This is a genomic window from Promicromonospora noduliphila (assembly GCF_056951025.1).
Genome location: NZ_CM167806.1, coordinates 1,377,168 through 1,391,525, shown reverse-complemented (window position 1 = coordinate 1,391,525; position 14,358 = coordinate 1,377,168). Strand labels below are relative to the sequence as shown.

Annotated in this window: 15 protein-coding genes and 2 pseudogenes; 8 read left to right on the top strand and 9 right to left on the bottom strand. The window is 67.8% G+C overall.

Going from position 1 to position 14,358, the window contains the following annotated elements; translation table 11 throughout:
* Window positions 1-12: 12 nt before the first annotated feature.
* Together AC0QU1_RS06020 and AC0QU1_RS06015 are read left to right on the top strand one after the other, a co-directional pair.
* A complete protein-coding gene (locus AC0QU1_RS06020) occupies window positions 13-396 on the top strand; it encodes a hypothetical protein (protein WP_483575149.1) in 384 nt (127 codons plus the stop codon).
* 146 nt (window positions 397-542) lie between these two features.
* Window positions 543-875: a hypothetical protein gene (locus tag AC0QU1_RS06015; RefSeq protein ID WP_483575147.1), complete on the top strand. Its 333-nt coding sequence runs from the start codon at window positions 543-545 to the stop codon at window positions 873-875.
* On the opposite strand, the gene AC0QU1_RS06010 is transcribed toward AC0QU1_RS06015, so the two are convergent.
* From AC0QU1_RS06010 to AC0QU1_RS05970, 9 genes and pseudogenes are all read right to left on the bottom strand, one after another.
* Complete coding sequence (locus AC0QU1_RS06010; protein WP_483576814.1) at window positions 862-1,467, bottom strand: hypothetical protein; 606 nt, start codon at window positions 1,465-1,467, stop codon at window positions 862-864. The genes AC0QU1_RS06015 and AC0QU1_RS06010 overlap by 14 nt on opposite strands.
* 78 nt (window positions 1,468-1,545) lie before the next feature.
* Window positions 1,546-1,848 (bottom strand): annotated as a pseudogene (locus tag AC0QU1_RS06005) (alcohol dehydrogenase catalytic domain-containing protein); the annotation flags it as partial.
* Entirely contained in the window at window positions 1,845-2,552 is a 708-nt protein-coding gene (locus tag AC0QU1_RS06000) for an HAD family hydrolase (protein ID WP_483575145.1), read from the bottom strand. The pseudogene AC0QU1_RS06005 and the gene AC0QU1_RS06000, both read right to left, overlap by 4 nt.
* Window positions 2,553-2,556: 4 nt before the next feature.
* Complete coding sequence (gene tyrS / locus AC0QU1_RS05995) at window positions 2,557-3,945, bottom strand: tyrosine--tRNA ligase (RefSeq protein ID WP_483575144.1); 1,389 nt, start codon at window positions 3,943-3,945, stop codon at window positions 2,557-2,559.
* Window positions 3,946-4,043: 98 nt separating this feature from the next.
* The gene (locus tag AC0QU1_RS05990; protein ID WP_483575143.1) at window positions 4,044-5,075 is read right to left on the bottom strand and encodes a nucleotidyl transferase family protein; all 1,032 of its coding nucleotides are present in this window, start codon (window positions 5,073-5,075) and stop codon (window positions 4,044-4,046) included.
* A complete protein-coding gene (locus AC0QU1_RS05985) occupies window positions 5,072-5,824 on the bottom strand; it encodes a glycosyltransferase family 2 protein (protein WP_483575141.1) in 753 nt (250 codons plus the stop codon). The genes AC0QU1_RS05990 and AC0QU1_RS05985 overlap by 4 nt, the downstream gene beginning before the upstream one ends.
* Window positions 5,825-5,835: 11 nt before the next feature.
* Window positions 5,836-6,900: a glycosyltransferase family protein gene (locus AC0QU1_RS05980; RefSeq protein ID WP_483616409.1), complete on the bottom strand. Its 1,065-nt coding sequence runs from the start codon at window positions 6,898-6,900 to the stop codon at window positions 5,836-5,838.
* Window positions 6,897-7,568: a class I SAM-dependent methyltransferase gene (locus tag AC0QU1_RS05975; RefSeq protein ID WP_483575137.1), complete on the bottom strand. Its 672-nt coding sequence runs from the start codon at window positions 7,566-7,568 to the stop codon at window positions 6,897-6,899. Before AC0QU1_RS05975 ends, AC0QU1_RS05980 begins: the two co-directional genes overlap by 4 nt.
* A 2-nt stretch (window positions 7,569-7,570) precedes the next feature.
* On the bottom strand, window positions 7,571-8,650 hold the full coding sequence (locus tag AC0QU1_RS05970; RefSeq protein ID WP_483575135.1) for a hypothetical protein: 1,080 nt from the start codon (window positions 8,648-8,650) through the stop codon (window positions 7,571-7,573).
* A gap of 259 nt (window positions 8,651-8,909) precedes the next feature.
* Here AC0QU1_RS05970 and AC0QU1_RS05965 point away from each other — a divergent pair, with 259 nt between their 5' ends.
* From AC0QU1_RS05965 to AC0QU1_RS05940, 6 genes and pseudogenes are all read left to right on the top strand, one after another.
* The gene (locus AC0QU1_RS05965) at window positions 8,910-10,094 is read left to right on the top strand and encodes a helix-turn-helix domain-containing protein (RefSeq protein WP_483575133.1); all 1,185 of its coding nucleotides are present in this window, start codon (window positions 8,910-8,912) and stop codon (window positions 10,092-10,094) included.
* Window positions 10,091-10,939, top strand: coding sequence for a competence/damage-inducible protein A (locus AC0QU1_RS05960; RefSeq protein WP_483575131.1), 849 nt, complete (start codon window positions 10,091-10,093; stop codon window positions 10,937-10,939). The genes AC0QU1_RS05965 and AC0QU1_RS05960 overlap by 4 nt, the downstream gene beginning before the upstream one ends.
* Window positions 10,940-11,103: 164 nt before the next feature.
* The gene (locus AC0QU1_RS05955) at window positions 11,104-11,994 is read left to right on the top strand and encodes an aminoglycoside phosphotransferase family protein (RefSeq protein ID WP_483575130.1); all 891 of its coding nucleotides are present in this window, start codon (window positions 11,104-11,106) and stop codon (window positions 11,992-11,994) included.
* Between the two features lie 55 nt (window positions 11,995-12,049).
* Window positions 12,050-12,508: pseudogene (locus AC0QU1_RS05950) on the top strand (sulfotransferase family protein); the annotation flags it as partial.
* A gap of 6 nt (window positions 12,509-12,514) precedes the next feature.
* A complete protein-coding gene (locus tag AC0QU1_RS05945) occupies window positions 12,515-12,826 on the top strand; it encodes a hypothetical protein (RefSeq protein ID WP_483616576.1) in 312 nt (103 codons plus the stop codon).
* Between the two features lie 175 nt (window positions 12,827-13,001).
* Entirely contained in the window at window positions 13,002-14,207 is a 1,206-nt protein-coding gene (locus AC0QU1_RS05940; RefSeq protein ID WP_483575126.1) for a helix-turn-helix domain-containing protein, read from the top strand.
* Window positions 14,208-14,358 lie beyond the last annotated feature (151 nt).

Genomic DNA, 14,358 nt, shown 5'->3' with positions numbered 1-14,358 from the left:
CGGAGCAGGTTCGTGACCGCGCCAGCTCCGATCGCTGTTGGTTACCTCGCGGCCTCTGACGACGAGGCCCGCGTCCGCCAGGAGGAGGCCGTCGCGAACTACGCACGGGTCGAGGGCTACACACTCGCGCACCTCCTACCCGATGATCGGGACGCCCTCACCATCGCCCAGGTCGTCGAGGCTGCCCGCTACCACGGCGCAAACGTCGTCCTCGTGCCTGCCGACGCGACGCTCGCCACTGCCAGCCAGGGACTTGGCCAGCAGCTCGCACTTCATGGGGCCGTGTGCGTCGTCGTCGGCGCGGCGCGTGCCGGCACCGCCGACCGCGTCCTGCAAGGCCAAGCCGGACAAGCGCAAAGTCCAGCACTCTACGAGCTGCCGGTCATGGGTCCCTGACCGGCTCAGACTCGCGGTGGGCCAGCCCGGACCTGGCTTGCCGCGAGGCCCCGCCACCTAGAGGCGGGAGCGGGCCGGGACCGCGCCCCACGGTCTCGGCCCGCGCAGCAAGGAGACCCCGCATTGGCCGACGACGGAAAGACGACATGGCTACGCTGACGAACGGATCCGCAACCGACACCGTCCTGACGGTCGTCGTGGCATGGGTCCCGTCCGGCTCCTCCGCGACGGTCGAACGCTCGGCGGAGTCGCTGCGCGCGGCGGCTCAGGCGCGGGGGATCGACCCGGTCGACGACGTCGTCGACACCGGCCGCGTCCTGGCCATCGGGCCGCTCCTGCGTACGGTCCAGGAGCACGGCGCCGCGAGGGTGCTCCTGGGTGTGGGCGGCGACACCACGATCGGCGCTCTCGCCTGGCACGGCATGCAGAGGGTCTTCGTCGCTCGGGTGGGAGCGACCGTCGAGATCATCCGCCTGTAGTCCCACCCCTGCGCGGGTGAACCACGAGCCGACGACGTTCCTCGGCACGATCCATGGTTAATGTGAGGGCTTCGAGACCCCCGACGTCCATGAGCAGCGGTGCAAGGACTGCGCGGGAGCTCGCGAGGGCGGCAAGGGCAAGACTGAAGTCGTTCCCGTCGTGGCGGCAGAACGAGAACGAGCCGACCATGCGAACGGATCGGCGGAAGATGTCACGCAGCGGTGTCCCGAGACGAATGCCCGGATGGTAGGCGTTCTGGACAACGACGGTGCCGCCATCACGTACCAGTTCCAGTGCGAGGGCCAGCGGGGCGGGCGACGATCCGGAAGCGGCATCCACGACGACGTCGCAAGGAGTCGACGCTGTGGCCTCGTCGAGAGAGACGAGCCGGGCTTTGATGCCGGCGGCGCGTTCATCGAGGTTGGCGCCTCGGTGAACGACGGTGACGTCCCAACCGATCAACGCGCCGTACGCTGCCGTCAGCAACCCGACCGTCCCAGCACCCACGACTGCGAGCCGACCTGGTCGCCCCAGGCTGGAACAACGCAGTCCGTGGATCGCGACGGCCATTGGGTCGGCGAGCACAGCCACTGACGCATTCTCGGGAACGATCGAGTGGAGGTTCCCCACCGGGGCCACGACCTGTTCGGCGAGCCCACCGGGGAGATCCCATCCGATCCGTCGGAGGCCCGAGCACAGGTGAGTGCGGCCATCGAGACAGACCTCGCACATCCCACACGGCACGAGCGGGTCAACCGCGACGAGAGTTCCCTCGGCGGTCGTTCCGACGATCTCGTGGCCAGGCCGCCACTGCGACGGAAGGTCGAACGAGCGCGGGGCACGCAGCTTCGGCAGGTCAGAACCACACACTCCGGCCTGACTTACTGTGACGACACTCTCTCCTGGTCTCGCGGCTACGTCAGGCGCTTCCCGAACTGCAAGAACGCCGTCGTGGACTTCCCACGCTCTCATCGCTGCACTCCGATCCAGGCGGGGACGGCCTCGACATCCGGGAGGGTCTTGCCGTTCCACCGGTCATGCTCGCCGAAGGACAGAGCGGCTTCGCCTCCCCGGCGTCGAACGCGCACTGCCGTCATCCCGAGACGTTCTGCGCCCCGGAGCTCGTCACCGCCGCCGTCGCCGACATACAGGGTGTCGGTGGCGGCGACATCGAGCTCGCTCAGCGTCCGCCGGTAAAGAGACTCGTCGGGCTTGATCGCAGCGGCAGCACACGAGAAGACGGCACTGCCGAAGCGCGGTGCGAGGTCACTCGGAGCCCACGCATCGACGATCTCCGGGCTCGCATCGCTGAGCAGCCCCACTGCGAGGCCAGCGCCCGACAGCGCGTCGAGGACAGTAAGCACAGCCTGATCGGCACGCAGCCGTCGAGGGGCAAGGTGTCTCCAGGCCTCCATGACCGCGTCCAGTTTCGGTGCTTCGCCACCGACCTCAACCAGCAGGTGGGCACTGAGCTGCTCGACCGTCGTCAAGGTGCCGTCGTGACGGATCTGCCAGGACTCTCGGAGGTAGTCCACGACATCCGCCGCTGGTCGCTCGGCGGCAGCCGCGAGAACGGCTGCCGCCGAGGAGCGTTCGACTGCGGTCGGCGCCGCGACCAGAGTTCCGAAGAGATCGAAGATGACGGCCCGGAACTTCCCCTCGGCACCGTCGACCATCGACTCAGCCGGCGACCTTGGCCAGCTTGCGGCCGACCTTGAGGAAGACCTCGCTCGCAGCCGTGTCGATCCCCGCGAGCACCGTCGCCAGGTTCTCGCGGGCGTCCTCTGGCGTCAGCGTCGTCTGCTCCTGCCCACCATCGGTCTCGACGACGATACGCAGTCCGTTCTGCTCTGCGACACGACGCACGTCGCCGTTCGACTTCGCGAATCCGAGGCTCTTCACGATCTCGGTGACCGGTACCTGGAGGTCCACCACGACCGGGAGGCCAGAGACATCGCCGAAGGTGCGCTTCGAGAACTGGGCGGTGAACTCCTCACGGGCCTTCATCGCGGCGCCGACGCCGTGGATCGCAGCGGTGACCTCGCCCGCAAGGATCTTCTTCAGGTCCATCGGGTGCAGGGTTCCCGCCCCGAGTCGCTCGGTGACGACCGTGAGCTCAGCGTCGGTCCACTCGGACAGTGCGCGGAAGTACGGCTCGACCAGCCGGTCCGGCACAGACATGAGCTTGCCGAAGATCTCGCCGGCCGGAGCCGCGACAGGCACGTAATTGCCCAGCGACTTGGACATCTTCGCGCCCGTGCCGTCGGTGCCCTCGATGAGCGAGGTCGCCACGACGATCTCGGGGGTCTGGCCGCTGATCTCCATGACCTTGCGGCACATCTGCATGTTGAGGAACTGGTCGATCCCGCCGATCTCCAGGTCGCAGTCGATCTCGACCGAGTCCAAGGCCATGACGACGGAGTAGATCAGCTCGGCCATCGACAGCCCATGGCCAGCCTCAAGCCGCTTGCGGAAGTCCTCGCGCTGCAACGGCATAGAGACCGGGATCTTCGCGAGGATCTCGATGATCTGCGGAAGCTTCACGTCGCGCAGCCAGTCGCCGTTGTAGCGGAACTGGGCGTGCGAGAAGTCGAAGAACGGGGTGACCTGGTCCTTGTAGGTCGCCAGGTTCCGGGCGATGTCCTCGTCGGTCAGCGCCGGGCGCTCGTCGGACCGCCCCGAGGGGTCACCGATCTTCGCGGTGACGTCGCCGACGATGAAGACGACCTGGTGGCCCATCCGCTGGAACCGGGACAGCAGCATCATCGGCACGGAGTGGCCGAGGTGGACCTCGGAGCCGGTCGGGTCGATGCCGAATTTCGCGATGAACCTCCGATCCTCGGCAGCAGCCTTGGCGACGCGCTCGGCGAGCGCAGCGGTGGACGGCTGGAGCTGCTGGGTGCGGGCTGCGATCAGCTCGGCCTGCTCGGTCGGCGAGAGGTCCGACAGGTCCATCGTGCGGCGGGCCGTTGTCTCGGTGAGCAGGTCCGTGACCGCCTGATAGTCGGCCAGGTCCGCTCCGCGCAGCAGCGTGGTGGCGGTCTGGACGGACTGGGCGAGGCGGGTCATGGTCGTCTGCTCCTGAAGTTTGTGGGTGAGTTCGTGCTGGCAGAGCCTATCGGTGGGGCCGCTCGGCTGCGGTTCGAGATCCGTCATGAAGGGCCTTGTCACCGTGGCCACAGGTCGATGAGGGACGTGAGGTAGTCGGCCAGGTCGTCGACCTCGCGCCGCCACTGCAGGCCGCCTTCAAGGCAGTGTCCGTGCAACACCGCGAGCCGGTCGGCGTCGTAGCGGGGCATCTGGCACATGAGCTGATAGGTCACGCTGGTCTCGGGGACGGGCGGCTCGTCCTGCAGCAGTCTGCGGACCTGGCTGGGCGGGGTGCCCACGTCGATCGACGAGCCCGCGATGGACTTGGAGAACTTCGGGTGTCCGCCGAACCCGTCAACCATGCGCGTGTAGACGGCGCTCAGAGAAAAGTCCGCACGTAGCGGCGCGTCCGGGTCGATACGTCGCCGGGCCTCCTGTGCGAAGCGCACGTACTTGTGCTCGTCAAGCCCGAGCAGCACCAGCACGGCGTCGTGCTCCTGGCCGAGCACGACGAAGTCGGCGGCCATGAGCGCGAGTGACATGCTGCGGCGGAACGTCATCGTGTCGTCCACGAGGCCGCGCGACGCGTAGTAGGCGTGGTTGGCCTCTTCGGCGGCGTCGAAGTCAGGCTGATCGACGTACCGGGCGAGGAGGTACATGGACTCGAGTGTCGGCAGGTGCCCGACCTGGGTCCGGAGGATGCCGCGCCGCGGATCGAAGCCGAGGCGCACGGCGTACTCGCGAAACTGCGCGGCCAGCTCGGTGACCTGGGCAAAGGTGCGGGCCTTGCCGTTGTAGGCATCGAGGTCGCCCAGAACGATCTGGCAGGTCTCGCCGCCGCGCTGGAGCTCGATCATCTTCAGGATGTGCGAGACCGTCGCCATGTGCGGGGCGCCGGACATACCGAAGCCGGTGGTCACGGCCCGGCGCTCGACGGGCGTCGCGGCGAACCGCTCGCCCTGATGGTGGCACAGGTAGCGCGCATTCAGCGTGGCAGGATCGAGCCCGGCCAGGGCGAAGCCGAACTGGTCGAGGTCGAGCGTCGTGTAGCCGTGCTCGGCGACCACGTCGCGGTAGTACGGCTCGGAGAAGAGGACGGCGTTCGTCATCGCAGGACCCCTCTTTCGATCTGCTTGATGGCATCGGCTCGGTACGTGGCGGCTCGATCGCGGTAGACGCCCCGGAGCCGGTCGAGCTCTGCCGCCTGCGCCCAGGACGGTGGGCTGCTCGTGAGTGCATCGAGCCGCGCGGCAACGTCATCACAGACATGCGCCACGTACTCGGCGAAGACGCCGGGCGTGATGCGGTCGGTCATGCTCCCCGCGTGGACGCGATACCGGGTCAGCGGGTCGCCCAGGACGACACCGCGCCCGACATCGGCAAGGACGTGGAAGAAGAGCTCGTTTGTCGCGGGCAGCAGGTCACGGGCATGCGCGGTGCGTACGACGAGCGTGCTCGTGGCACCGCCAGGGTGCACACCCTCGGCGAAGGGCCGGCCGCCGAAGTCGACGACATGCTCAGCGTGCTGGATGAAGGAGATCTCCTGACGGGCCAGGACGGGCGCGAGGGTGCGGAGCTTGTGCGGCTCGAAGGCGTCGTCGGCGTCGCACAGTGCCACCCACTCGCCGGAGGCCTCCGTGACGGCCCGGGTCAGCGCGGTCGGAAAGCCGAGATGCTGCTGCCGGACCATCCGCACATCGGGGAACATCGCGTAGACGTTCTCGCTGCCATCGGTCGAGCCGTCGTCAACGACCACGACGTCGGTGAGCCGGTATCCGCCCGGTTCCTGCGTAACGGCAGACTGGATTGCCTCACCGACGTAGCGCTCGTAGTTGTGGTTGATGACGACGATCGTCACGCTCGGGACGCTCATGCCGGCACCTCGTAGACCGCGACGTGCGCCGCGAGGATCTCCTCGTGCTCGGTGCGCCGGAATTCGGCGAAGTCCTCGCGGTCCCACCGGGACGCTTGCGCGGCCCGATCGGGGACGGCCTGGAGCGCCTCCACGAAGCGCTCGCCGAAGGCGTAGGGGTTGCCGTCGGTCCAGTTGAACCAGATTGGCTCCTCGACGACGTGTCGCACCCGCTCGTGCTGCTGGTGCAGGTATCCGACGCGCGAGACCACGGGCAGGAGCCCGAGGTCGAAGGCCAGCTCAAGCTGACCGGAGTGCGTTCCCCACAGGTAGGGCAGCAGGAGCGCATCGGCGGCGTGGGCCGCCGTGGTGATCTCCGCGTCCGTCGGGTAGCCGCGCATGGTGACGTCGATCCGGGAGTCGCTACGCACCGTGTCGACGAGTCGATACACGTCGTCGCGGTTGGCGAGGTGGGCCGGGCTGATCCCGCGCATCACCAGGTGCAAGGTGTCCTCTGGCCGGGCCGCCAGGGACCAGTTCACGACGGTCGCAAGCTGCTCGCGATTGGGCCGCATGGCCCCGAAAAGGAGGTATCGCGTCCGTGCGTCGCTGGGGCGGGCAGCCGGAATGACGTCGTCGGGGTGCACGACGAAGCCGTGCGGGATCACGGTTGCACGACAGGAACTGCCGACGACGCGGTCCGTCTCAAATGCAGCCCCGGGAGTCAGCGTCACCCACATCGCATCGGCCTTCGCGAGCATCCTGAATCGCTCCTCCAGTGCCTCCTGCGACCCGAACATCGCACGCAGGTCGTGCACCGTGTGGACCACGCGAACTCCGGCGTCGTGGCATTCGGAGAGGAGTCGTTCGATGTCGTCGATCGCCTCAAATTCCACGTGGTGCAGGTGGACGACGTCGACCCAGGTCAGCGGCCGGTGCTCCAGGAGCCAGCGTGCCGACACCGCGGTGGGCACTGTGGCGCCACCGGGCAGCATCTGTCCGTTGACGGCTTCGATACCTCCGCCATCGAGCTTGCGCGCGTAAGGGGTGCTCGCGGGGAGGTGCACGACCCGGATGCTCATCGTGTTGCCCCGGCGTCCCGAACGACGACGAGCTGGGTGGTCAGCCCGCCGCCCGCGTCGTCACTGCGGGTCAGTTCGGCGCGCTCGATGTTCAGGGGGAAACTCTCGACGAACGTCCGGAACTCGTCCTGCGCCCACTCCCGCACGTGCGCGGTGTTCCTCGGCTGCGCGAGGTTGCCGGTGCCCGAACGACGGTCCCTGGCGGGGGTCGACAGGACGGCGCAGGCGGCGCCCTGGCTCAGGAGTCTGTAGATGAGCCGCATCGCGGGGCGTGGGTCGACAAGGTGCTCCAGGACGTCGCAGCACACGATCACGGACCGGGCCACAGTCTCCGGGGCAAGATCGAGGCTTGTGGCCGTCTCAAGGTCTGTCTCGATCCATCGGCCTGTTTCGTAGTTGTCGCGGCACCAGGCGATGTTGGAGCCGTAGTCCACCCCGACGACCTCGATCGTGGGATCTGCCGCGGTGAGGGCGACGAGCTTCGCAGCTCGGCCGCAGCCCAGGTCGATGACGGTGTCCCGGCCGTGGGCCCGAGCGAGGGCGAGTGCCTCGGGGTAGACGTCGGGCTGCCAGGTGACGCCGTCGTCGTCGACGTCGGTGAAGTACTCCGGCGAGACGCGCTGCTCGTAGCCGGAACGCAGGAAGTGGATGGTCGGATCCAGGGTCATGGTCAGGTTCCCATCGTCAGGCGCATCGCTGCGCCGCTGCTGAGGACTTCTTCGGCGAGGACCGTCGCGCGGCGGCGCGACGGCGTGACCCCGCTGGTCAGGAGTAGGTGAGCGGCGTTGCGCACGACGAGGGCGCGGTGCGAGGGCAAACCGGCGCCAGCCAGGAGGTCAAGGGTCCGCTGGACCGCCTCGTTGGCACCGGTGGGCACCGGCAGGGACATGTCCGGTGTCGGCGCGAGCGGAATCGACTCGACACTCCCATCGGTCCCTGGTTCCGCGCGGGCACGTAGGAGGTCGCCATCCAGCCCGATCTCGTCGAGGTAGAGGCCGCCGGGGAGTCGGGTCCCGATGACCTCGACGAAGCTCTCGCCGAGCCTCGCGAGGACACGAGCGGCGACGTCGACCCGCGGGTGTGCGAGGCCGAAGAGCGTGACGTCGCCGCGGACTGGGCTGGCAAGAGCCGCCAGGCCGAACGAGAAGAGGTTGGGGGCGTGAAAACGTCCGCCGTAGAGCCGGTCGAGGGTCGGGATGTGCGACTCGACGGCGAGGAAGGAGAAGCCGCGGGCGGCGACGTCTTCGCGCACCTCGTCCACCGTGGTGCGCTCGCGCAGTCCGAGAGCCTGCGCGAGGTCGCGTGAGCCCAGGGCCGACGTTGTCGCCCTCGACCCGATCTTGACGATCGTCGCACCGGCCGCCGCGGCGACCAGGGCCGCCGGCGTCGAGATGTTGAGGGTTCGCACGCCCTTCTTGCCGCTCCCAGCGAGCAGGACGACGCGAGTGCCCTCTGCGGTGACCGGCGCAGGCGGACGTCGGCCATCCAGGTCGAGAGCGACGGCGATCGCTTCGGCTGCGACTTCCACCGTGGGGCCGGTGGCCATCGCCTCGGCCATGAGGGTGCCCAGCGCGACGTCCCGCGCGGGGGAGGGCATGGTGAAGACCGCGCGGAAAGAAGCCGCGACCGTGGCAGGCTCCACGGGACGTCCGACGGCGATCGCGTTGAGCACCGAGCGGAGATCGCCGTCAACGTCCAGTGCCGGCACGGAACCGGCGTCGGGCGGGCGGAGATCGAGGTCTGCGGTCACGGGCTTCTCCTTGGTGTCGAGGCGGACCGTACTGATGCCCTCAACCGTCTCGTCGGCAGCCGCTTCGCGGAATGTCCTGACGACGAACCGGGACCGCACTTCATCCGCACCCCGCGAGGACTGAACAGATGGCGAATCTCGGACCGTTCGTGTCGCTCCCGTCTTGGAGGCACGGCATGCGGAACGATCGCCGTACTCGCACCGAACTGGTGCTGAACTCCGGACTCGGATCGACCCGACATCGCAGGCAGGGGGAACGGTGGGCGATACCGTCCAACGGTGGACAGGCCACGAGGCACGGCTGCTCCGAACAGCGATGCGACTGACGCAACGGCAGTTCGCAGAGCTGCTGGACGTCAGCGAGCGCGCCATAGCCAAGTGGGAGCGCGGTGGGCGCGAGTACGAGCAACGGCCGCTGACCCAGGGGCTGCTCGACACGGCGCTGGCGCGGGCCGACGACGATGCCCGAGCCCGCTTCGTCGCAGCGCTCGGGACCGAGCGCCCGGCGGATGGCACAGCGCCGGAGCCGACGCCCGGTCTCGAGGTGGAGTCGCACAAGTTCCTGCCCGTGTTCCTCGGAGCCGAACGAGTTGCTCGCCTCGCCGACCTGGTCGGCGCGCCGGCGACCGACTCATGGCTGGACCTGTCGGTCGCCCCGGTCTGGCACGAGAACGCCGATGCGTGCTCGCTCTACCTGTCGGCATGCGGTGTCGCCCTGGTCCACCTCGTCCAGACGCCCGAAGTCTCTTCCCTTGGCGAGCTGGCGCACTGGCGGCACCGTTCGCACCGCAACGATCCCGACTGGGTCGCGGGTACCCTCTCGGAGCTCCTTGGCGAGTCCGACCCGGCCAACCTGCGCCCTGGCTACGTCTTCTCCGGCTACTGGTTGCACCAGGTCCCCTGGGAGGAGCGCCACCGGGACACGGGAGTTCGGCTCACCGCGCATCTCTCGATGCTGCTCGACCGGACGGGAACCGAGATCCGACCGGTGAGTCCCGAGGTCGAGTACGACATGTTGGCATCCGGGTTCGAACGTCACGGCGCGATCTCGATCGGCATGGCGGGCATCGCGACGGGATGCTCGTCGTGGTCGGGAGTGGCTTACCACCCTCTGGACCCTGCCCGAAGCCTGACCGTCGGGAGTTTCGTTGAGCTCGAGGTTTCCCTGCAGATCATGTGGTGCTATGCCCGTCACATCCAGGAAGCCATCGAGGAGGGGCGCGACCCCGGCATCACTGACGCCTACGGGTGGCGCTTCCTCCGAGCCGCTCGGACCCGCATGACTACGGCTCGCCCCAACGAGTGGGTCCAGGTCCGGATGCTACGTGAGGCGATCGTCGCCACCAGCGGCTTGGACGCACTCCTACTCGGCGCGCAGAACGCGTTGCGCGAGGACACCGACCAGCCCTCCACCTACCTTCTCGTCAGGAGAGATGACACGTGAATGTCGCCCTGCTCGTCGTCGGCAACGAGATCCTCGACGGCTCCACCACCGACACCAACAGCGGGTGGGTTGCCCGTCAGATCCAGGGCCGCGGTTCCCGGGTTGTCCGCACCGCCGTCGTCCCCGACGACCGCGCGGAGATCGCCGCCGGTCTCGACTTCCTCCTCGCCGCCCGGCCGCGACTCGTCGTGACGCTCGGCGGGCTCGGGCCGACCCGTGACGACCTGACCGTCGAGGCCGTCGCCGCCCAGCTCGGGCTGCCGATCGAGGAGAACGCGGCCGGCGCTGCGATCGTGGCCGACCGGTACGCGACCTTGGCCGCGCAGGGCCGTGTCTCGGACACGACCAGCCCCGCAGCACAAGAGGCCCGCGCGAAGATGGCACGGCTGCCCGTCGGAGCGCATGCCCTGGACAACCAGGTGGGCGCGGCACCCGGCGTCTGGCTCGACCACACCCTGCCTGACGGCGCCGGCCTCTCCGTGCTGAACCTCCCCGGTGTGCCCTCGGAGCTGAAGTGGATCGTGACGAACGCCGCGGGCGAGCACCTTCAGCGCGTGCTGGGAACTGGTTACTTCCGCTCGGCGACGATAGTGACCTCGACGAATGACGAGTCCGAGCTCTCCTCGACCCTGGCCGCGTTCGACGCCGCACACTCGGGTCTTGACGTCTATCTCAAGTCCCGCGCCAAGCGCTTCGGACCTGACGTGCGAATGCAGGCAACGATCTCGACGCGCGGCGCCAACCTCGAAGACGTCACGGCACGTATCGACGCGGCGATCGACGGTTTCCGCACGCTGCTCGCCGACTCGTCCATCGAGGTGCTCTCCGTCGCCTACGACGAGTAGGCGCCGTCGGGAGCCACCACCGCTCGGGTACCAAACCGTCGAAGTTCGGGACAGGTTCGGTCCCGGTTCGGAGCCAGGACGTCGTGCAACGGATCCCCGGTCCATACGGTCTTGTGTGAGCGGCGACGAACACATCGTCGCCCGCACCGATCGAGGGGAAGCCGATGGATCTCGTGCGCCCATCTGACGCTGCGCTCCGAACCGCCGCTGGCCTCAGCGTCGATCAACGGGAGTTGCTCGACCAGTGGCTGCCCGGAGCGATCGTCACGCACGACCGCAGCGAGGGTCTGAAGGCCTCGGTCGTCTACGAAGCCGTGACTGAAGAAGGCGCCTTCGTGGTCAAGGCCGGGAACGACGCCGACCGCAGCGTCCGTCGCGAGATCCGCGCCCACCAGGAGTGGACCTCACCGTGGACGGCCAAGGGCCTCGCGCCACAGCTCAAGCATGCCGACGCCGGAGCGAAACTCCTGGTCACCCGATACCTCGACGGTGAATCGATCCTCGACACACCCCACGAGGACGATCCGGCGATACACCAGCAGGCCGGCGCGATGCTCCGCGAGCTTCACGCTCAGTACGCCTCCGTCGATCCAGGCTGGGAAGCCACGGAGAACGCGCTGGTCGCCGAGCGCCTCGATCACCCCCACCGGATCGCGCCTGACGTCGTCGACCGCCTCCGCGAGCTCCTGGAGGCCTTGGAGACCCCACCAGTGACGGTCGTCCCGACCCACGGCGACTGGCAGCCGCGCAACTGGATCCTTCGGGAGGGCCGGGTCGCCGGGATCGACTTCGGACGAGCCATGCTCCGCCCAGCCTGGACCGACTTCTGGTTCCTCCACACCAAGTACTTCAGCCGTGACCGACGGCTCGAAGAAGCCTTTCTCGACGGATACGGCTCCGACCCGCGGCAGGAAGCAGGTTGGTTCAGCGCCCGCGTCCGTGAGGCGATCGGCCCGGCGGCCTGGGGATTTCAGATCCAGCATGAGGAGTACGAGCAGCTTGGGCACGATCTGATCGCAGAGGTGCTGCGTGAGAGTCGCGGCCGATTCTCCTGACACAGATGCTGCCAATTTCTGCAATTTCCCGGTAGGCCTATCCAGGAGGAGCGCAATGCGGCCGTCGAAACCGATATTCGTCCTAGGAAGCCCGCGATCTGGCACTTCGATGATGGGCGCCGTGCTCGGGAGCTCGCCTGAAGTTCACCACCTCGACGAACTAGCCGGCTTCTACCTGGTATGGAGAGATTTGCGTTGGGGCCGCGCGCTCGCGTCACACAAGAGGGATTACCAACATTTTCTTGCTCAAGCTACCGGGAATTACTACAGAACAGCACATGATGCCCTATTCAGTTGTGATTCTTCCCCGTTAAACCTCCTCGTAGTCGAAGAGATTCGAGAAGCCCTCCCGGAGGCGCAATTTCTTCTATGTTTTCGAGGTATATCTGGAGTATCCGCGAGCTTGAAAAGATCGTATGACCAAGGCTTCAAATGGGCTGGGAGTGACATTTCAGAGCGTGTCGAATTATGGCTTCGCTTCTACCGCAACATCGCCCGGCTGCCAGCTGAGAGCACGTGTGTGTTCCGCTACGACGAATTTGCATCTGATCCACGGGGCCGTTGGCCAGCACTGGCGTCTTCGCTCGAGTCCCTCGGAATTTCCTCCGTCGACCCGGCCGTTCTCTCGGTCTCGCACGCCACTGGTGCAACACCGCGGCCGACCTTCGCCGAACAGGACGCCTCCGGTGGCGTGACGCTCCGTTCAGGATCGAGCGCCTCCGAGCCATTGCCGGATCTGCGAGAGGATCAGGAGAATGCGGTTTCGGAAGTCCTCACCATGCTGACGGCGCTTGAAGCAGGCGGTGCGACGAACCTGTCCGGTTGGGTGTGAGGTGCTGGAAACTCTGGCGGGGTGTAGCCGGCACCCACGAGCCGGGCACGTCCGACAGCCAGCAATCAGGATTGCGGCCGCCAGGTGAGTGCTCTCGAAAATCGGGCTCCCGGGCCGGGTACCCGGCCGCGTAGTCTCGACACCGGACAGCCTGGCAGTGCCGGACGGACGGGGGATGACCATGCATGACGAGTCGATCGGCGATCGCATCGCTATCGCGCGTAAGACCAAGGGCCTGACCCAAGTCGCGCTAGCGGACCGGGCTCGCGTCTCCGCGTCGCTGCTGCGCAAGGTCGAGCAGGGCTCGCGTGACGCGACACCCGTCCTGGTGGCGGCCGTCGCCAAGGCTTTGACCGTCGACATCGCGACCCTGACCGGCCAGCCGTACGACCGCGACGGCCACCAGCCCGACCGGATCCACGCCCTCATGCCGCCACTGCGACGCGCGCTGGCGTACTGGGATACGGTCCCGGACCTCGACGCCGCACCGCGGCCCGTCGAGATCCTTGAGCGCGAGGCGCACAGTGTCGCGATCCTCCGGAATACGGACCGGAACGCCCAGGCCGCTACCCAGGTCCCGGCGCTCTTCCTTGAGACGCTCGCCGCCTGGCACTCCACCAGCAGCAAGGACGAGGCCGCGCGGCTCACTGACGTCGTCGTCACGCTTCTGTACGTCGCCAACTCCGTGACCCACAAGACGGGTTACGACGACCTCGCGACCATCACCGCCGACCGCATCGCGCTGATGGCGCCGCGCTCGTCCGATCCCGCCGTCGCGGCTCTGGCGGCCTACACACGCGCCGGAGCGATGCTGCGCATCGGCGCCTATGAGCCCGGCCTCGCGCTCATGGACTCAGCCGCTGCGCTCGTCCGCAGCTCCGGAACCGACGCTCGGATGCTCGGCTCCCTGCACCTGCGCTCCGCTGTCCTGGCTGGCCGCGCGGGCAGGACCGACGACGTCAATGGCCACATCACCGAGGCTCGCGTCCTCGCTGACGACCTCGGCACCGAGTCCGACGGCTTCTGGCGCAGCCTCGCCTTCGGCCCGACGAACGTCGCCGTGCACGACGTTGCCGCCGCTGTCGAACTCGGCGACGGACCCCGCGCGCTCGACCGTGCCCGTGGACTGATGCTCCCAGCCACCTTCTCGAAGTCCCGCCAGGCCCACCACCACATGGACCTCTCCCGCGCGTTCCTGTGGCAGGGCCTCCACGAGAAGGCTCTCTCCAGCCTCCGGAAGGCCCGCGACCTCGCACCCCAGCAGACGCGCCATCACCCGACAACCCGCGAGGTCACCCGGATGCTCGTCAGAGCCCATCGTCACTCGAACGAGCCGCTGGCGCGGTTCTCGACCTGGGTCGGCAACGTCACCGAGGTATGACCACACTCGCCATCGAACACTTACAAGAGCGAAGAGGTCGCTGACGACCTGCGCTCACCCACGTGGGCAACGAGTCCAGACTGGTTGGGCTCAGGCGCCGAAGCCGCGCTGAACGCCTATTGCGCGATGCGAACCTGACGCGTCGGCCGTC